This window comes from Anaerosporobacter mobilis DSM 15930 (genome assembly GCF_900142955.1).
GTDB classification, from domain to species: Bacteria; Bacillota; Clostridia; order Lachnospirales; family Lachnospiraceae; genus Anaerosporobacter; species Anaerosporobacter mobilis.
The window spans coordinates 532,509-552,498 of record NZ_FRCP01000005.1; the positions used below are offsets into that span (position 1 = coordinate 532,509).

Genomic DNA, 19,990 nt, shown 5'->3' on the forward strand with positions numbered 1-19,990 from the left:
CTCTCCTTACATTTGATTTAGTTTGTATTTCAATTTTTATAAGATTGAAGTATAATAAAAATAATGTAGCATTAATAATTAACAAAGTGAGGACAATCTATGATTGAAACATTACATGGCATACGCGAAACCGTTAAGTATCATGATTTGCCTGGTATTAAGTTATATCTAAATAGAGAGGCTGAGAATTATCCTTCTCATTGGCATACTGCTTTGGAGATAATTATGCCGTATCATAATTCTTACACCATTATAGTTGATGACACTTCACATACAATCAGAGAAGGTGAACTCTTTCTCATTGCACCAGGAACTATTCACCAATTGCAAGCACCTTTAACTGGAGAGCGTCTGATACTTCTCATTGACTATTCACAGATTTGCAACGTGAATGGTATGACAGCTTTACTACCTTCCTTACGCCCTTATGTTTTAATTAACTATGAAGAATCGAAGCAAACTCTTCAAACTTTACAAGGTTCTCTTAATGCCATTTATCAAGAATATGTACAACCTTCTCCGTATAAAGAAGCAAGTCTCAAAGCACTCATCATTCAGTTCTTTGTTTCCATTGGTCGTTATAAAATGAATGCTACAGAGAAGTTTCCTGGAATTGCAATCACAAAACAGTATGAATATATCGAGAAATTCATGCAAATCTGTGATTTCATAACTGCTCATTGCACAGAAAATCTTACTGTGGATGAGTTGGCTGTCTTAGCAGGTTTTAGTAAATTTCATTTTATTCGCTTATTCAAGCAATTCACCAATGTTACTTGCTATGAATATTTGATACAAAAACGAATTGAACTTGCAGAACGCTTACTCATCGAACCAAACTTAACAATTACGCAAGTTGCTCTGCAATCTGGTTTTGGAAGTCTCTCCTCTTTTAATCGAGTATTTAAGGTTTCTAAAAATTGTACACCAACCGAATATAAAAACTTGAACTTACATAAGAGCATATAATAAGCTTAATCGATACTTCTTGCAAAAGGTGCCATTGGTAAACCTACTTCATTATAGAGAAGGGCACCTTTTGCAGCATTAGAATGACAATATCTAAGATGTCTTGGTCTTCCTTCCCTCTCCCATTGTAAATAAATTCTGTCCCCTGCAACTTTTGCTTGAACGGTTTCATAAACTGCCTCATCACCTGCTACTTGAAAATCAATTAAATCTTCTACCGGTCTATGTTTTCCACTGATTCGATCCTTTATTAATAATTTACTAACATGGCCACACGTAATTATAATCTCTGTCTGTTTCTCTTTAGAAACGACATCAATTTGTTCAATGGTTGGTCCACTATATTCCATATTCATTCCATATTGTTTTGCACAGACAAGTCTCGCAAGACGTTCACCAACCTCCTTTTTATTCAAAGGGTGGAGATCATTATCTTCTCCTAAATCAATCGCACAAACCATTCCCGTGTTCTCAATTTTTAATAGACGTTCTTGTTCTTCTCTAAGCTCAGGCCACCCACTATTTACTTCATCTAAATCAATAGTAAAATTAGGCAACTGTACATAATAAAATGGAAAGTTACCATGATTCCATCTTTCTCTGTAACCACGAATCATCTTAGTGCCAAGTGCCTCATAATTATAAGGATCGTCTGTATTCCCTTCTCCTTGATACCATATTACACCATTTATAGCATATCTATGACAAGGAGCCATCATTCCATTATAGAGTCCGGTTGGTTTCCAGTTCACAAAATCGGTTGGTGGTATCTTACCAGCATACGCACCGATTCGGTAACACCATGTACCAGTAAGATCAATAAACTCCTCCATCTTATGGTGTTCTCCAGTGAATATCTTGTATTCCTTATTTGGAGTAAATCGACCTCCTCCATTCTCACATTTAACACGTATTGTAATAGTATTTACACCTTCATGAAGAACTTCCTCTGGTATGTTATATTTTCTAGGTGGATATTGATACTCTGTTTTTCCAATTAAAACTCCATTTATATAAACCATATCACTATCAACTATTGTTCCAAGGCATAAGTTTACCTTCTTACCAACCATACTTTTTGGTATCATTAAGTCTTTCTTAAACCATACGACTCCGATGAAATCTTTTAATGGAGTATACTCAAAAAATCCAGGTAACTCCATCTTATCCCATTCGTTTGTATAACAATGATTTTTATACCATTTTTCTTTCACTCCAATGTCACGCTTATCCAAATCGTCATGCCATTCCGTCATCTGTTGTTCGTTTTTGTTTTGTTGATGCTTTACAAATGAATCATCAGAATAGGTATCTGCTAAATCTAAATCTTTTTTAAAATTAGCTAGCATATCCCGACTCATCCATGATTGTATTCTTGAACCACCATAACTAGCATTAATCAAACCTATTGGTACATTAGAATTCTCATATAAGAATTTACCAAAGAAATACGCAGTAGCTGAGAACTCTCTAATTGTATCTACCTGCGCTTCCTTCCAATTGCCACCTAGAAGTTCTTCCTTTTCCTTGTGAAAATCACAACATTCTAAAATCTTAAACTGTCTTACATATGGCATACTGACATTCTCAATTTCCTCTGGATATTGATCTTTCACCCTCTCCATAGGCAATTCCATATTGGATTGGCCGGCACAGATAAACACATCACCAATACATACATTTTCAATGCAATATTCTTCCGCTTCAGAATCTCTTATTATAAGTTGACATTCTGTCGATTCTTCCTTTGTATCAATCCATATCTCCCAATATCCCTCTTGATTAACAATCGTAGTACTAACTTGTTCCTTCTCTTCTAATAGTCTTAATAAAATTACAGTAATCTTCCTACCAGAACTATCATATCCCCATATACGTACCTGGGCATTTCTCTGTAAAATCATTCCATCACTAATTAAACTTGGTAACCTTAAACAACCCATAGTAACAAATACTCTCCTTAATTTTTATGTGTATAGTATTAATGGTGCCCATTAGTATCTATGGACCTTAGTAACACAGGCATTCCTATATAGCAATGTCTGCTTTGTATAATTATATCTGATATTTAAAATGTTTAAAACATGCCGCTTGTTCTGATTCTTCTCCATTGGCTGTCGCATACAATCCTACTGTACACCCAACAAATCCACCTGCAACTTCTGTCGAAAGTACATGAATATCCACAGCTGAAACTACCGGAACTTCTTTTCCATTCTCAACGATTCCCATAGTTGCCTGTAATCCTTCTAATCGAATATAGATTTCCGTTACTCCTCCTGCTATACTGCATTCTCCTAGCAGACGATCCTCACTAAATTCACATACAATCATATATGCATGTTCTTTATCTAACTCTATTCGTAAATGATATGCATTACTTTGCACCAATACCATTCCTGCTCGTTCATTTCCTTGCAGATTGTCGGTAACAAGTTTTACTGCAGCTTGAAAATTATGATGTTCTTGTCTAATACAAATATAGGAAGGACTTGCTTCTTCTTTTAATGTTTCCTTCCCACAAGTTAACCATAAACCTTCCTTTTCTTTCAATTGATACATATCCTTGTGTGGATTACGAAGAAATAAGAATTCGTGTCCCAATTTGTTAATCGTAGTAAAATCATAATCTTTCGCTTCACCAAGAGCGGCAACCGAATCCTTATTACGATATGTGTATGATTCCTTGTCAGTCATTGGATTCCATTCTGGCAACGCAATCTCTACCTCTTTAGTCAACATACCTACGAGAGGATTTACAACTGGCCAATCGTTTTCCCATTCAACTTTAGCAAGGAAGGTTTCTCTCCCCAAAGTTGTATAACCATTTTGTTGCCTAACGGCTAACATAACCATATACCATTCACCATTCTTTGTTTCAAACAAATCTGCATGCCCGACATAACGAATTGGATACTCTTTCCCAAGATGACGATGTGTCAATATAGGGTTACAGGTATTATTCTCGTAAGGGCCGAATAGATCACGGCTTCTACAAATCGTCACGGCATGATCTGGACCAGTTCCCCCTTCAGCATGCATAATGTAGTAATAACCATTTTTCTTATATAGATGTGGACCTTCTGGCCAAATAACATTTCTCATAGCGCCATTCCACACATCCATTGGTTCTCCAATTAGTTTCATCTCATTTATATCAAGTTCTTGTATCCAGATATACCAATCTCCATTGTACTTACAACCATCTGGATTTGGACGTGTCCCTGTATAATAACATCTTCCATCCTCATCAAAGAATAAACTTGGATCAATTCCTTGTGCCCCTTCCAGATAATATGGTTCTGACCATGGTCCTTCCGGATTTTGTGCAGTCACTATGTAGTTCCCACCATGTGATACATTAGTACAGATAACATAAAACATGCCTTCATGATAACGAATGGTTGGCGCAAACAAACCTTGTGAATGTCCACTTCCCTGCAAAGGAAGTTGCGATTCTCTATGCATTGCATTCCCAATCTGTTCCCAATGTACCAAATCCTTACTATGAATAATTGGTAAGCCTGGAAAATAAGCAAACGTTGAGTTCACTAAATAGTAGTCCTCTCCTACCGCGCAAATCGATGGATCCGGATAGAATCCTGACATTATGGGGTTTTTTGCAATCACTGTCATCTTCTTTTATCTCCAATCTATTGTATTTATCACTTTACATAAATATTTACTTACCATATTCTATAATTCCCACTTAATGCAAGGAATGCAAAGAAGTAGAGGCAATTGTCATAATATCTTCTCTCACCTGTTCTTAATGGCATATCAAAGAAACGTTGCACCCATTCCTTATAATGTGTATCCTTTGCAGCAAGAGAAGCCTGCGCTATGGTAGCAGTAATTCCATACGGATGCAGTGCCTCCTGTTCAATTACGGTACCATCTACTTCGTATATCTTATATGTTTCTCCCTTTCTTACCACACCAAGATAATGTTGAATACGATCTACTGCTATTCTCTGTCCACAGTCAATACCAAACCATTCATAGTCTAAACCAATGTTCGCAGCTGTACGGTATGCATCACTGTAGAACCAGTCATGTCTTTCTTGTCCCCATGCCAGTTTCCTACTCATTGGACTGCCATCAAATTCAGCATACTCAGCACTAAATCCAGTAACGGGGTGGCATGCTTTAGCTAGATATTCACGACTAGCTGCCGTTGCCTTCTTCCAAAATTCACGATCTTCTTCATAAGCCCACTGTGAAAACAATTCATAAAAATGTGGCAAATGATAAGAAGGATCTGTAAAATCGATACCAGGAACAAACAGTATTTGATAATTGTCTCTATTCCACATTGGATGTCCTGCTCTGCCATTCTCCCCTTTGTGGATACAAGCTCTTAAGATTTCCTTAGCTTCCTTAGAATACGCAAAGATTTCCTCACCGTCTCCCCATCTATGAGATGCGAAGAACAACGCCATTGCAAAGAACTCTTCTCCATCCGGTGCAGGACCATACGCATTCTTCCTGCCGTCGATAGCACAAGACCATGCAAAATATCCTTCATTCTCACCAGAATCCATCCACATAAACGTCTTCGCCCATTTCCATAGGCGGTCAAATTCTTCTTTCATATTCAACTGAACACAAATCATCATAGCGTAAGACATTCCCTCAGTTCTCACATCATTATTACCTGTGTCTACAATATATGCCATGTCCTCCCCGCATTCAAAATATAACCGCTCATCATCTGGTCCATAGAAAAATGTCTGTTTGATCTCTTGTAAACGGTTTTTAATCTCTTCTTCTTTAATTCCGATTTCATAAAACATATTGCGATAGTTTTTTTTCATATCTTCACGTCTCACTGTCCTACCTAATAAATATAGTGGAGTGAGTCTCCTTTCTAATGACTTAAATATAGATAAAGTTGCTAAATCTTGCATTACCACCTATTTGCTTCGTTGCATATGCAAACAAACCAAAACGACATCCTGTAAAATGATCCATCTTAAAGTACAGCTTCTGCTTTACCCCGATTTGTACAAATTCTGTTCCATTGTGATAGTAGAATATTGCTTCATCCGCCATATTCTGAAAATTCACCTCTACCTTTACTCTCACCTTACCTTGGTTCACTACTACCACTTCCCATTCATGCCCTTGAGAATTGTCTTGTTTCATTGCGCTTAAAGACTCATCGGTTGACTCCCTGTTCTTCATGACCAAATAGTACTTGCCCTCTCTTTTTGTAACTGCAACCATACCATAGCATCCCTGTAAAGCACATAGTCCTGCATAATCACCTTCCAAGGTACCCTCTGCATCAATCGTAACTTCAGCAAAACACCTTGGGAATAACATTCTTTGCGTTAAAGTATTCCTTGCTTGTGTTAGATTATTACACAACTTCGCTGTTGTAATCTGATAATATCCCTCTTCCCCATTGAACAACATATTGTCCCTATCTGGTTCATGATTAAATTGCCATTGCTTTTTCATAGTGTATTGATCTTTCCCTGTAGCCATAAAATCATCACTACCAACCAATGGACTATATGAATAATCGGGTCTTGTACTTTTTGTTATAATTATTTCAGGTACCTTTCCTTTCTCACCAAAGATAGGATAATCATTTTCCCACGTAACTGGAACCAGTACAGGAATTCTACCTACTGCACCATGGTCCTGAAATAATACACCATACCAGTCTCCTTCTCTGGTATCTACGATTCCCCCTTGTGCTACACCCTGATTACAATAACCTCTATCATCATCAAGTACATCACCTCCAGTGAATTCTCCCTCCAATGATGTTGCACAAAAACATGCTTCTACACGTTTCCACATATCTCGTCTGGAGTGTATGAAGAATACGTAGTATTTTCCATTTATTTTATACATATGTGAACCTTCGTATCCTAATCCAGGATGTCCCTCATCATTAACAATAAGGCGGTGAAGGCCTCCCTCCATTGGTGACGATAAATCTTCTTTTAATTGTGTAATCCATATTTCTTTATTTCCATATACGATATATACTTTATCATCATCATCAAAGAAGAGTGAACAATCATGATAAAACCCTTCTATACTACGTTTTTCCCATTTATTCTCGATATCCTTAGCTGTATAGAGATATGTTTTATGTGTATCGTTTGCTACAAAACATATGTAATAGGTACCCTTGTTGTATCGTATAGAAGCTGCCCACATACCTTGTCCATAGATATTTTTTTTCCTTCCATACATTGTCCCTCTGTACTATCCAATGTTTCATATACATAAGTTGCATGCTCCCAATGGATTAAATCATAAGAACGCAATATTTCACACCCTGGCATAAAGTGCATTGTTGTCGATACCATATAATAGGTATCTCCAACTCTAATCACATCCGGATCGGGATAATCAAGTTTAATAATTGGATTAGGATTCATAGTAATCCTCCTTGTCTTAATATCAATACACATTTCATCACTACTAATTATAATGAACTTCTCATAAAAGGTCTTATTTAAAATTGCTTACTACTAAACACAAATTGCTATTTTAAAACGTACTCACACACTATAAACAAAATGCATCTAATACGTAACTACCTTCTTTTACAAAAGCGATATATTGATTTATATCTGCATGTACCTTCACTGTTTGCTTACAAACTTGTATTTTATAAATCAAAAAAAGCTCTACCTCAGTAATAGAGCGTTAATCCAAAGATTTGCACTTCAAACTTGACATAGAGCAAAAAAAACAATCTTCACACCACTGCGAAGATTGTTTTTTATCATTTTATTTTATTCAGTCCTTCATTAATTATAAGATAAAAATCTTAGTAATTCTCTGCTTTAACTTGGAAATAAGCTTGTGGATGGTCACATACTGGACAAATTTCAGGTGCTTGTTTACCAACAACAATATGTCCACAATTTGAACATTGCCAAACAGCATCTCCATCTTTAGAGAATACTAGTCCACCTTCAATGTTAGCTAACAACTTACGGTATCTTTCTTCATGTTCTTTTTCAATCTGACCAACAGCTTCAAATAAGTACGCAATCTTATCAAAACCTTCTTCTTTGGCTTCCTTAGCAAAAGTTGCATACATATCAGTCCACTCATAATTCTCGCCATCGGCTGCATCTTTTAGATTTGCTATTGTGTCTGGCATACCATCATGTAATAATTTGAACCATATTTTTGCATGTTCTTTTTCATTGTTTGCAGTTTCTTCAAATAACGCAGCAATTTGTACATACCCTTCTTTTTTCGCTTTTGAAGCATAGTATGTATACTTGTTTCTTGCTTGTGATTCTCCTGCAAATGCTGCTAATAGATTTGCTTCTGTTTTCGATCCTTTTAATTCTGACATGTTTGTTTCCTCCTTTGATATAACTAAAGTAATCATATGAAATTAAAGTAAATACCATAAATTTCATCATTCCATTTTATTATATCATAATTTACTGATTTTTTAAATGGTAAACTACAAAAGCAACACATATAATCTTTTATCAGAATTTTATCATTTTTTATCGTAACTATCTAAAAAGGAGTGGACAATACCCTTTTGTTTATATGATATTAAAGTGTCAAGACTTACATTATGGATACTATTAAAGATATTCGTTTCAATTGTTGGATTATCTTTCTTGAGCTTCTTAATTAGTTGTTTTACTTCTTGGCGTTTTGATCCACCACCACCATTATCACAGATAGTACAATGTTCCGTGAATCGACATGCACATTGAATAAATTCTAAGTCATTGTAGTTCTTCCATGCTATTACATTCTCTTCTAAGATACAATACATTGGACGGATTAACTCCATTCCTTCAAAGTTAGTACTGTGTAGTTTCGGCATCATTCCTTGAATCTGTGAACCATATAACATACCCATTAATGTGGTTTCAATTACATCACTCATATGATGTCCAAGGGCAATTTTATTACAACCAAGTTCTTTTGCTTTCGCGTAAAGATTTCCCCTTCTCATTCTGGCACATAAGTAGCATGGTGATTTATCAATTTCATTAACAATATCAAAGATATCCGTTTCAAACACTACAATTGGTATCTCTAATAATTTGGCATTACTTTCAATCTTCTGTCGATTAATTGGGTTATATCCTGGGTCCATTACAAGATACGTAACTTCAAAAGGAACTTCTGTGATTCGTTGTAATATCTGCATCAGCTTAGCTAATAACATAGAATCCTTCCCACCAGAGATACATACCGCGATGTGATCCCCTGGCTGAATTAGCTCATATTTTTTAATAGCTTGTACAAAGGGTGTCCATATTTCTTTTCTGAATTTTTTATTAATACTTCTCTCTATTAATTGACAAGTTGTTAATTCTCTACTCATATCTAATTATTTCTCCTACTATCTAATTATTTCTGCTAATTTTCGTTATCTTATTGATTTGACTAGGTTTACTTTATTCTTAATTGGAATAGCATAGATTAAGCTTCTCTATGAAATAATCTAACTCTTCTTTTGTTGTCATATGGCTAATACTTATTCGAAAAGAAGACATTGCTCTCTTCTTATCCTTGGTTATTGCAAAAACTGGTTTAGAAGGCGTAGTCTTTACAGAACAAGCCGACTTTGCCGATAAGCAAATTCCATATTCTGCAAGTCTTTCTTGCATCACATAACCACGTATGCCTGATACACTGATGTTAAGAATGTGTGGTACGCTTTCCATCGGACTATTAATTACTACGAACTTCATAGTTTTAAGTTGACTGCGTAGGTACGTATTGCTCTCTTTTACAACCTCATATCGTTTTTCAAACTCCAAATCGGATAATTCTAACGCTTTTTGAATAGAAGCTGCCAAAGCAACAGCTGGCGTACCACTGCGGTAAATCGTAGTACTTACTCCACCATGTATTAATGGCTCTATGATTAAATCCTTCTTCTTAATTAGAACACCGCAACCATTTAATCCATAGAATTTATGCGGAGTAAAACTTATGGTATCCGCAATATTACAATCAAATCTTACTTTCCCTATTGCTTGCGTTGCATCAATATGCAAACGACAATTAGGAAATTCTTTGATGATAGCTGCAATTTCTTCTAAGGGTTGAATAACACCTAATTCACTATCAACAGCACAAACTGTCACTAGTACCGTATCCTTTCTTAGTAGTTCTCTAAGACTTACAAGGTTAAGCGTACCATCTTTACCTATATCAAGCATATCTATTTCGTACCCTTGTTCTTGTAGATGCGTTAACGTACCACTTACAGAAGAATGTTCAAGTCCTGAAGTAATAATATGTTTTCCAATGTGCCTACTGCTTCTTGCAATACCTTTTATTGCTGTGTTATTGGATTCACTAGCACCTGATGTATATACGATTTCACTTTCAGCTAATTCTAGTCCTTTTGTCATACTTTCCGTTATGGAATCCATCTTATCTTTTGCAGCAAATCCAATTGGATGTAAGGAATTAGGATTTCCAAAAAAATCTTGATTCACCAAACAGAATTCTTGCAACACTCGTTCATCTGTAGGTGTGTTTGCTGCGTAATCTAAATATATCATACTAACTCTCGCCTCTTACTCTATTAAAATCAAAACAATTTTGTTACATTTTATTCTACATGTTTTATAGGAATAGTAGTATTATAGCATACATAATTATAGAAGGACAACATTTTTCACTAGACGACTTCTAATTAATCGTAAACTTATAGGAATACCTTTCTAAGCTCACGTAAAAAGGCGTAGATTGCCTATATCTACGCCTTTTCTATATTATTTGCAACTATATTATTTGTTTTTGGTTTTATAACTTAACTTTAAAATTGCTTCAATAATAATGTTATCACAGTTTCCCTAATGGTTTGAGTATCAAAAGCCTTTCGTAAAACTTCCATTCGTCAATTTGCACATATAAAACTTGAATTATGTTATGTCGAACGTAGTTCGATGAGCAGCTGTATGAAGTCGTTGGTATTTAGGCTCTGTATTTTAGAGCCTTATGTACCACTACGAACTTCATCCAAGCGAGAGCGTGTTGCGAGTGAACTACGTTTGGCATAACATGTTCATACATAAATTTGTGCAAATTGACAAGACCAAATTTAAAATTGGCTTTTGACACTCAAACCCCTAATTAAACTTATTACTATCAATTCTTACAGATGTAATCTGTTGTCCATTAACATATCCAAAACTTGTGAGTCCCGCTAGAATTATGTCATTCCATTTCTTTGCTGACACATGATGTATTGCACCATCGTCCAAAGTAACCGTATATTGACTGTCATCGTTGCTTTCACCTGAATACAATACTTTATACATGTTACTTCTATTAATAGCTCCAATCTCTTCTAGGGTATTAACCATCCTATAAATAGTGGCTTTACCGATATTTTGATCAATTTTGGAGGCTTGATAATAGATTTCCTTACAACAAGAGCACTCTTGCCCTAATATTATATCTAATATTAGCAATCGTTGTTTGGTAATTCTACAGCCACTTTCCTTTAACTTTTCAATGATGCGTTCTTTCTGCATCTTTGATCTATGATAGCTTCTTCTATCCAGCGAATCTTTATTACTACATGTACATTGTTGTGTTGCCATATATATAAACATCTCCTTTGCTAAGTCTGGAGATCTTGTGTATAACACAAATCTCTGGTTGAAAAACATGGTTTTTCAGCCTTATCTAGTTTCTATCGCGGGAGACAAACAACTGAATTACGAACAATGTCCCCCACAGTGCTTACAATCTCCACCGCATACCATTGATTTACCTTTTTTCTTTTCCTTAAGCATGTGCTTAATAATTAATGTTACGATGCCGACAAGAATTCCACCAACAATAATAGTACCCATTGTTACATTCCCCTTTCTAATCAAAAGAATTTGTTCATTGCTTAAAGCAATGTTTGAAGAAACACCGTTACCTCAAATTATGCTCTCTTTTTACTAGGTCTTACTAACAAGAAAATGAATGCAGCGATTATCGCAAATGCTACAACTGTTCCAATTCCAAATACACCAGTTGTAATTAGTGTTCCAATTTGATAGATACAAAGAGAAGCAAGATAAGCCAAACCAGTTTGATATCCAATTGCAAACCAGAACCATTTTGCATTGTTCATCTCTCTTTTAATCGCACCCATTGCTGCAAAACAAGGTGCACACAATAAGTTAAATACTAAGAAGGAATATGCTGCTACGGTTGTCATACTTGAAGCAAGTGTGCCCCAGATTTCGTTTCCATCTTCTGCCACTTCCGCAAATCCATATAATACACCAAAGGTTCCAACAACATTTTCTTTGGCTATAAGTCCTGTGATAGCTGCAACAGTTGCTTTCCAGTTACCCCAACCAAGAGGAGCAAAGATACCTTTAATTGCGCCACCAATTGCTGCAAGTATACTGTGATCAATCTCTAGATCATCTAACATTCTAAACTTTCCATCAACGAAGCCAAAATATGTTGCGAACCAAACTATGATTGTAGATAGTAAGATAATGGTTCCTGCCTTCTTAATAAAGGACCAACCTCTCTCCCACATGCTTCTTAGAATGTTACTAACAGTCGGCATATGATAAGCTGGTAATTCCATAACAAATGGTGCTGGATCTCCAGCAAATAATTTGGTTTTCTTAAGTATAATTCCTGAACAGATTATTGCTGCAATACCAACAAGATAAGCACTTGGTGCAACCCACCAAGCTCCATCAAATAAAGCACCTGCAATTAAAGCAATAATCGGTAACTTCGCTCCACATGGAATAAAAGTTGTTGTCATAATTGTCATCTTACGGTCGCGGTCACTTTCTATTGTCCTTGATGCCATAATTCCTGGAACGCCACAACCGCTACCAATTAGCATAGGAATGAAAGATTTTCCGGATAATCCGAATTTTCTAAAGATACGGTCCATGATGAATGCAACCCTTGCCATATATCCACAAGCCTCTAAGAAAGCTAGGAATGCGAATAGAATTAACATCTGTGGTACGAAACCTAATACTGCACCAACACCACCAACGATACCGTCAAGTATTAAACCTTGTAACCAATCTGCACACCCAATTGCTTGTAATGCAGACTCTAATATGACAGGAATACCTGGAACATGTAATCCAAAGAAACTCCATCCTTCTCCAAACACACCATCATTGGCCCAGTCAGTAGCCCAGGTTCCTACGGTAGTAACAGACACATAATACACAAGGAACATAATTGCAGCAAATATAGGTAGGGCAAGGAATCGATTGGTAACAATATGATCAATCTTATCAGATGTTGTTAATTTCTTGTGATTTCTCTTCGTACAACAATCTTTAATAATAGAAGAGATAAATACATATCGATCATTCGTTATAATACTCTCTGTATCATCATCCAGTTCTTCTTCAATCTTTGCAATCTCTGCTGAAATATCAGGAACCACTTTTAACTTGGTATTAATCTTTTCATCTTTTTCCAGTAATTTGATTGCAAAAAATCTTCTTTGACTTTCTTCAACTTCTAAAGCTAATTTTTCTTCTATCTCTACTAAAACAGCCTCCACTTCATCTGAAAAGACTTGCGCTGCTTTCTTTTTGCTACTTAATTTATCTGCTAGCTTTACAGCTTTCTTAGCTGCTTCTTCAATACCAGTTCCTTTTAGTGCTGAAATCGTAGTAACCTCACAACCTAATTCCTTGCTTAACTTGTCGATATGTATACGATCGCCATTCTTCTCCACTACATCCATCATGTTAACAGCTATGATTGTTGGTATTCCTAACTCTATTAATTGTGTCGTTAGATATAGATTTCTCTCTAAGTTAGTACCATCAATGATGTTTAGAATAACATCTGGTCTTTCATCAATAAGATAATTTCTAGCTACTACTTCTTCTAATGTATATGGAGATAAGGAATAGATTCCTGGAAGATCCATAATCGTAACATCTTCTCCTTGATTTACAAGGTATGCTTTCTTGAGCTTACCTTCCTTCTTCTCAACAGTTACACCAGGCCAGTTTCCTACGAATTGGTTCGAACCAGTTAACGCATTGAATAATGTTGTTTTACCGCAGTTAGGATTTCCTGCTAACGCAATCTTAATCGCCATTGTATTCACTCCTCTTTTCTTATTCAGCTTCTCTTATTCTTCTACTTCAATCATCTGCGCATCTGCTTTTCTTAGAGATAGCTCATATCCTCTTACCGTTAATTCCATCGGATCACCTAATGGCGCAACCTTTCTTACGAATATCTCAACACTTTTTGTAATTCCCATATCCATAATTCTTCTCTTCACAGGGCCCTCTCCTGTAAGCTTTTTAACTATTACTGTTTTCCCACTAGGAATTTCATTCAATGTTTTCATACTTCAAATCCTCTCCCTATCTGTTATGTAAATCACGTTTGTTAAACTAATATTTTTCTAGCCATATCTTCGCCAATTGCAACTCTTGAATCTTTCACATTCACAATAACGTTGCCTTGTATCTTAGATATTATCGTTACCATTCCGCCCATTACAAATCCGAGACTTTCTAAAAACCTCTTCGTCTCTTCTTTTCCTCCAACTTTTTTAATTACTTTTTCTTCACCAGGTTCGATCATTGTTAATGGCATACTCTCATCTTCTTTCTTCAAATTAATCAACATTAGATTTTGATAATGATTTTCATTTACATTTATATGGTTAGTATACTCTAACTGATATTCGATGTCAATAACTTTTTGTAAAGATTTTGAAAGGTTTCTGAAAATATTGAGTGTATACACTCGTTGCATATCTTAGGATTCTATGATATACTAACTAAAGTTTTATAAGTACTATGTAGTCGCTATAAAACTTAGGAAGTAAGATATTATGGGAGGTTAACAATGCACATTAACGAATCAGCTGAAAATTATTTAGAAACCATACTTAGATTAAGCGAAATACTTCCTGTCGTTCGTTCGGTCGATATTGCCACAGAACTTGGCTTCAAAAAATCCAGTGTTAGTGTAGCTATGAAAAATCTTCGTGAAAATAACTACATTACAGTAACGGATGCGGGCTTCATCTATCTAACAGATGCAGGCAAAGAAATTGCTGAGATGATTTATGAAAGACATGATATACTATCTGGTTGGCTTGAAGCTTTGGGAGTAGACAAAGAAATAGCTTCCGAAGACGCTTGTAAGATGGAGCATGTATTAAGTAAACAAAGTTTTAATGCAATCAAAGAGTTTGTAAATGCTAATATATTAAAGACTCAATAATATTAAAATAAAGTAGCTATTCAGAACCTAGTTTTTTCAGAACTTAATGCACCAAATTGAATAAAATATATTCAATTTGGTGCTAATTAACAGGATTACAAATCTTTCTTATGGTTGCTGAATAGCATTATAAAGTTACACCTTTTCTATTACAATCGCTCTACTATATAGGCTAAGTAACAATAAAAAATTCTTCTCTGCATCACTAAAATCATAATCCATGATTTCTTTTATTTTCTTTATTCTATAATTCACTGTATTCCTATGTGTATAACTCTTTTCTGAAACTGACTGTATACTTCGATCACATTTAAGATATGTTTCTAAGGTAGTAACATAATCTGTTCCATGTTGTTGGTCATAATCTAGTATTCTTTCTAATTGCTCCTTTATTAAGTCTACAAGTACGTTTCGATCCCTTACTTGAAAAAGTACTTTATAGATTCCCATTTCTTCATAATATACTAAGGACTTTCCTTGCACTTTAGCTAACTGGGCTGCTTCTGCTGCCTGTTCTAACAAGCTTTGAAATCCAGTAGTTAAAGAGTTACTGGCACTAACACCAACGATACAATTTCTATACCCAAGATCACATACCTTCTTATATAATAATTGTGCATATTCATATGCGTCCTCCTGGCTAGAAGCTTGATAGATTACATATAATGTCTTCTCTTGTTTTATAACCGAGACACTTCGTTCTCTACCTCCCCACTCATATCCTATCAGTCGTATCCATTCGTAATTGCTAAGATTCGTTATATTTGATTCGTAATCTTGACTAGAACTCTTCATCTCAATTTGAACTACCGTTGAACTAGCATCTGGCTGATACCCATTATGGTCTAATATCTCGGAATCTGGATTCTTCTTGCTCAAGATACATTCATATAAGATATTGCTTATATTTTCTTGTTCTTGACGCTCCTTCAATATCAGATTACAACATTCTTGCATGATATCCACTAGATGAACTTCCCATGGCATAGTAAATAATGGGAACCTATTCTCTTCACATAAAGTAATAACTTCATCTGGGACTTTTTTTATGTATTTACCTATATTAATTATTAATGCAGAAGCATTGGATTTAATCAGCGATTGAATCATTCTAATTAAATCCTTTGTTTCCTTAATCCCCATCCCTGTAGTTATAATCAATTCCTTGCCTCGAATAAAATCAATCGTGTTCGCATCTTCCACGTAATGAACCCACGATATAATGGGATCATAATTATCCGTATTCCTACAGGTCAATACGTTGTATTTTTTCGCTACGGTATGCATTAATAAACTCAATATCATAATTTCCCTCCATTCGTGTTGGCAGCACAATTACAATGGTTATATTCAGGCTATTCGTTCATTGTATCCCACCATTTCTTGTGCTAATATATCCACAATATAGAGAAATCTGTTTCTTGTCAAGTATATCCAGCTATCTCAATATCAACTTTACATAGTAAATCAAACTAGGAGGAATCAATATGTTAAAGAATGCATTACCTAAGATTATAACCAATACGTTACCAGGACCAAAAGCCGCTGAGATTATGAATCGTCGTAAAGATGCAGTACCAAATGGAATCCGTTGCACCTATCCTTGTGTTATGAAACAAGCCGCAGGAGCCATGATTGAAGACGTGGACGGGAATCTCTTCTTAGACTGGATTGGTGGTGTTGGCGTACTTAACGTTGGTCACTGCCACCCAAAACTAGTTGCTGCTGTGAAAGCACAATCCGAGAACTTCTTTCACGGTATGATCAATATCGTAACTCATGAAGGTTATGTCGAATTAGCCGAAAAACTTGCTGCTACTGCCCCCACCCGAGGTACTTCTAACAAAGTGATGTTTGCCAACAGTGGTGCCGAAGCCGATGAGAATGCGGTAAAGATTGCCAAAGCCTATACAAGTCGTCCCAATATCATTGTCTTCTCAGGTGCATTTCATGGAAGAACTCTTTTAACGATGACAATGACTTCCAAGAAGGCATATTCTATGGGTATGGGTCCGTTCCCTGACGGTGTATATCGCGCTGAATATCCTTATCTATATCGCGCACCTAGTAATATGTCGGAAACAGAAGCAATTGAATATTATACTAACGCTCTTTATAAAACCTTTGAGGAAGCTTCCCCTACTGAATATGTGGCTGCTATTGTTATGGAACCTCTACAAGGAGAAGGTGGATTCATTCCTGCCCCCATTGAATGGGTTAAAGCGGTTCGTAAAATATGTGACGATAATGGTATAGTTCTAATAGCCGATGAAGTACAAACCGGATTTTGCAGAACTGGTAAAATCTTCGCTTCAGAATACTGGAAAGATGCTGGCTGCGAGCCTGATATGATTGCCACCGCCAAATCAATCGCAGGAGGTGTTCCTTTAAGTGCAGTTATTGCTCGCACAGAGCTTATGGACAGTGTGAAACCTGGAATTGTTGGTGGTACTTACGGTGGTAATGCACTAGCTTGCGCTGCTGGTCTGGCGGTACTTAATGTTATTAAGGAAGAACATCTTGTGGAACGTTCTTGTGAGATTGGTGCGACATGTATGGAGCGCTTTCATGAATGGCAAAAAAAATACCACATTATTGGCGATGTCCGTGGACTTGGCGCTATGATTGGTATCGAATTTGTGAAGGATAAGACAACCAAAGAGCCTGCAACCGAATTGGTAAACGCAATTATTAGCTATGCTGCAAATCATGGTTTACTAATTGAGAACGCAGGTGTCTACTGTAATGTAATACGTTTCTTAGCACCACTTGTTATTACAGATGAGCAATTGGAAGCTGGTTTTGTGATCTTTGAAGAAGCAATTGTTACTTGTATGTAATGGATTGTTATCTATGGAACAAGACTCCTCAGGCATTTCATTCCATATCGATCCCTAAACGAACTAAGAAGGAGATTCTATTATTTTATGAATACATTTAAATTAACCCCAACGATTACTGAATATCCAACTTGCTCATCCTTCTTTCAAAACTTCGACTTTGATAAAGACGATCTGCTTTTTATTAGTAATACTATTTACTCAAAGTATTTCAAAGGTCACACACGTGATGCAACCATACTATTTCGTGGTGATTATGGTAGTGGTGAACCAACGGATGAGATGGTGGAACAGATTTACCAAGAAATCAAAGACCTACCATACAAACGTGTCATAGCAATCGGTGGTGGTACCATTCTTGATACAGCTAAATTATTCTGTCTTAAGACGTTCTCACCCGTGCTTGACTTATTCGACCATAAGATTCAACCTATTAAAGATAAAGAATTCATCGCTATCCCTACCACCTGCGGAACTGGCAGTGAAGTTACTAATATCTCGATTTTGGAGCTGATATCCCGTCAAACTAAGCTTGGTTTAGCACATGATGCTTTATACCCTGATGCTACAATTCTAATTCCTGAATTGTTAGAAGAACTTCCTTTCTCTGTCTTCGCAACAAGCTCCATTGACGCCTTAATCCATGCCTTAGAATCATATCTTTCGCCTAAAGCCACTGATTTTTCTAGACTGTACTCTGTCGAAGCCACAAAGTTGATTCTTTCTGGATACATGCAAATCAAGAAGGTGGGACCAGGGACTCGTATTCCGTTACTCCATTCATTCCTCATTGCGAGTACCTATGCTGGAATCGCCTTTGGTAATGCTGGAACTGGAGCAGTCCATGCTATGAGCTATCCCTTCGGTGCAAACTATCATGTTCCACATGGGGAAGCGAATTATATAATGTTTAGTGAGGTCTTTAAAAAATACCAAGAACTATCTCCAGACGGTGATATTGCTAAGCTAAATGAAATCATCGCTGACACTATAGATTGTTCACCAAGTGAGGTTTATTCAGAGCTAGATGATTTGCTCTCCCTATTAATAGAAAAAAAGCCACTTTGTGAATATGGTGTTTCACAAAGCGACTTACTTTCCTTTACAGAGAATGTTATGACGAAACAAAATCGACTAATGGCGAACTGTTATGTTCCATTAAGAGATGACATGATTTATTCCATATATGATAACCTTTTTAATACCTTATATCGAAACCACTAGTTTGTAACTGTATCTTTTCCTACCTTAGACATCTTCTCTAATTGAAGGACCTCGATATAATAAAACGGGCCAAATTCCTTATCAAATCCTTCTCGAAGGACACCAGTGACCTTTATCCAATCTTTTACTGATACAAAACTAGATAAATCTTCGTTTGTTACAAATTCAAAAGAAACATATCCTCCCTGGCAGTATGGACAATCAGGTCCATACCTGCCAATAAAATCATAGGGAGCAAAATCATTAATATAGTATCCTTCTATTTCAACAACTTTTCCCTCATATTGTTCAAAATTCATATACCAGTCATTAATTTGAGTGGAATACATAGTATCACCAACAACAATATCCACTTCTCCATTAAAGCTCTCCTGATCTGCTTTGATATCACAATCGTAGATGGATTTGTTTTTCGTTACGGCATTATCATATTTGGGTTCATATGTTAAATCTGTACTCGGTACGTTCTCTTTTGCTCCTTCCTCCTGTGGGTTTTCTTTGTTACTCTCTTCATTGTAATACGCATCACTGTTTTCCTCCTGCTCTTCATATAAGGTACCATCTGCCTGATTAACATCATTCTTTGTCAGACTTTGATTGCCCTTGTCATTATTCCATATACTTGTCTTGCTATGTGCACCTTTTCCTTGACTTTGATTCTTACAACCGCTCAATGTCAAAACCAGAACGAAAAGACAAACCAACATAAAAGCTTTATTTTTACTCATAGTTATTCC

General features: G+C 36.1%; 19 protein-coding genes. 4 read left to right on the forward strand and 15 right to left on the reverse strand.

Annotated elements, in window-relative coordinates; translation table 11 throughout:
* Window positions 1-99: 99 nt before the first annotated feature.
* The gene (locus BUB90_RS02255) at window positions 100-969 is read left to right on the forward strand and encodes an AraC family transcriptional regulator (protein WP_073282296.1); all 870 of its coding nucleotides are present in this window, start codon (window positions 100-102) and stop codon (window positions 967-969) included.
* A gap of 5 nt (window positions 970-974) precedes the next feature.
* Here BUB90_RS02255 and BUB90_RS02260 read toward each other — a convergent pair whose 3' ends face one another.
* The 13 genes from BUB90_RS02260 to BUB90_RS02315 form a co-directional block, all read right to left on the reverse strand.
* Window positions 975-2,912 (reverse strand): sialate O-acetylesterase, encoded by a 1,938-nt coding sequence (locus tag BUB90_RS02260; RefSeq protein WP_073282298.1) that lies wholly within the window; start codon window positions 2,910-2,912, stop codon window positions 975-977.
* 112 nt (window positions 2,913-3,024) lie between these two features.
* Window positions 3,025-4,605: a glycoside hydrolase family 43 protein gene (locus BUB90_RS02265; protein ID WP_073282300.1), complete on the reverse strand. Its 1,581-nt coding sequence runs from the start codon at window positions 4,603-4,605 to the stop codon at window positions 3,025-3,027.
* 50 nt (window positions 4,606-4,655) lie between these two features.
* A complete protein-coding gene (locus BUB90_RS02270) occupies window positions 4,656-5,786 on the reverse strand; it encodes a glycosyl hydrolase family 8 (RefSeq protein ID WP_073282581.1) in 1,131 nt (376 codons plus the stop codon).
* Between the two features lie 61 nt (window positions 5,787-5,847).
* Window positions 5,848-7,185 (reverse strand): glycoside hydrolase family 43 protein, encoded by a 1,338-nt coding sequence (locus BUB90_RS02275; protein WP_330393725.1) that lies wholly within the window; start codon window positions 7,183-7,185, stop codon window positions 5,848-5,850.
* Entirely contained in the window at window positions 7,095-7,373 is a 279-nt protein-coding gene (locus BUB90_RS24195) for a family 43 glycosylhydrolase (RefSeq protein ID WP_330393726.1), read from the reverse strand. The genes BUB90_RS02275 and BUB90_RS24195 overlap by 91 nt, the downstream gene beginning before the upstream one ends.
* 395 nt (window positions 7,374-7,768) lie before the next feature.
* The gene (rbr, locus tag BUB90_RS02280; protein WP_073282301.1) at window positions 7,769-8,308 is read right to left on the reverse strand and encodes a rubrerythrin; all 540 of its coding nucleotides are present in this window, start codon (window positions 8,306-8,308) and stop codon (window positions 7,769-7,771) included.
* Between the two features lie 153 nt (window positions 8,309-8,461).
* Window positions 8,462-9,307: a tRNA 2-thiocytidine biosynthesis TtcA family protein gene (locus BUB90_RS02285; RefSeq protein ID WP_073282302.1), complete on the reverse strand. Its 846-nt coding sequence runs from the start codon at window positions 9,305-9,307 to the stop codon at window positions 8,462-8,464.
* Between the two features lie 79 nt (window positions 9,308-9,386).
* Window positions 9,387-10,499, reverse strand: coding sequence for a cysteine desulfurase family protein (locus BUB90_RS02290; RefSeq protein ID WP_073282305.1), 1,113 nt, complete (start codon window positions 10,497-10,499; stop codon window positions 9,387-9,389).
* A 570-nt stretch (window positions 10,500-11,069) separates the two neighbouring features.
* Window positions 11,070-11,546, reverse strand: coding sequence for a Fur family transcriptional regulator (locus BUB90_RS02295; RefSeq protein ID WP_073282307.1), 477 nt, complete (start codon window positions 11,544-11,546; stop codon window positions 11,070-11,072).
* Between the two features lie 117 nt (window positions 11,547-11,663).
* The gene (locus tag BUB90_RS02300) at window positions 11,664-11,801 is read right to left on the reverse strand and encodes a FeoB-associated Cys-rich membrane protein (RefSeq protein ID WP_073282309.1); all 138 of its coding nucleotides are present in this window, start codon (window positions 11,799-11,801) and stop codon (window positions 11,664-11,666) included.
* Window positions 11,802-11,878: 77 nt separating this feature from the next.
* On the reverse strand, window positions 11,879-14,044 hold the full coding sequence (feoB, locus tag BUB90_RS02305; protein WP_073282311.1) for a ferrous iron transport protein B: 2,166 nt from the start codon (window positions 14,042-14,044) through the stop codon (window positions 11,879-11,881).
* A 33-nt stretch (window positions 14,045-14,077) separates the two neighbouring features.
* On the reverse strand, window positions 14,078-14,302 hold the full coding sequence (locus BUB90_RS02310; RefSeq protein ID WP_073282313.1) for a FeoA family protein: 225 nt from the start codon (window positions 14,300-14,302) through the stop codon (window positions 14,078-14,080).
* 41 nt (window positions 14,303-14,343) lie between these two features.
* On the reverse strand, window positions 14,344-14,553 hold the full coding sequence (locus tag BUB90_RS02315) for a FeoA family protein (protein ID WP_073282583.1): 210 nt from the start codon (window positions 14,551-14,553) through the stop codon (window positions 14,344-14,346).
* Between the two features lie 255 nt (window positions 14,554-14,808).
* Between BUB90_RS02315 and BUB90_RS02320 the strand changes: the two genes are divergently transcribed.
* Window positions 14,809-15,189, forward strand: coding sequence for a metal-dependent transcriptional regulator (locus BUB90_RS02320; protein WP_073282315.1), 381 nt, complete (start codon window positions 14,809-14,811; stop codon window positions 15,187-15,189).
* A 135-nt stretch (window positions 15,190-15,324) separates the two neighbouring features.
* On the opposite strand, the gene BUB90_RS02325 is transcribed toward BUB90_RS02320, so the two are convergent.
* Window positions 15,325-16,494 carry a PucR family transcriptional regulator gene (locus BUB90_RS02325; protein WP_073282318.1) on the reverse strand — a complete coding sequence of 390 codons (1,170 nt, stop codon included), beginning with the start codon at window positions 16,492-16,494 and terminating at the stop codon, window positions 15,325-15,327.
* A 182-nt stretch (window positions 16,495-16,676) separates the two neighbouring features.
* On the opposite strand from BUB90_RS02325, the gene BUB90_RS02330 reads away from it, so the two are divergent.
* Entirely contained in the window at window positions 16,677-18,029 is a 1,353-nt protein-coding gene (locus tag BUB90_RS02330) for an aspartate aminotransferase family protein (RefSeq protein WP_073282320.1), read from the forward strand.
* A gap of 87 nt (window positions 18,030-18,116) precedes the next feature.
* Window positions 18,117-19,253: a 4-hydroxybutyrate dehydrogenase gene (locus tag BUB90_RS02335; RefSeq protein WP_073282322.1), complete on the forward strand. Its 1,137-nt coding sequence runs from the start codon at window positions 18,117-18,119 to the stop codon at window positions 19,251-19,253.
* Here the strand turns inward: BUB90_RS02335 and BUB90_RS02340 are convergent.
* A complete protein-coding gene (locus BUB90_RS02340) occupies window positions 19,250-19,981 on the reverse strand; it encodes a TIGR03943 family putative permease subunit (RefSeq protein ID WP_139241682.1) in 732 nt (243 codons plus the stop codon). The genes BUB90_RS02335 and BUB90_RS02340 overlap by 4 nt on opposite strands.
* Between the last annotated feature and the right edge of the window lie 9 nt (window positions 19,982-19,990).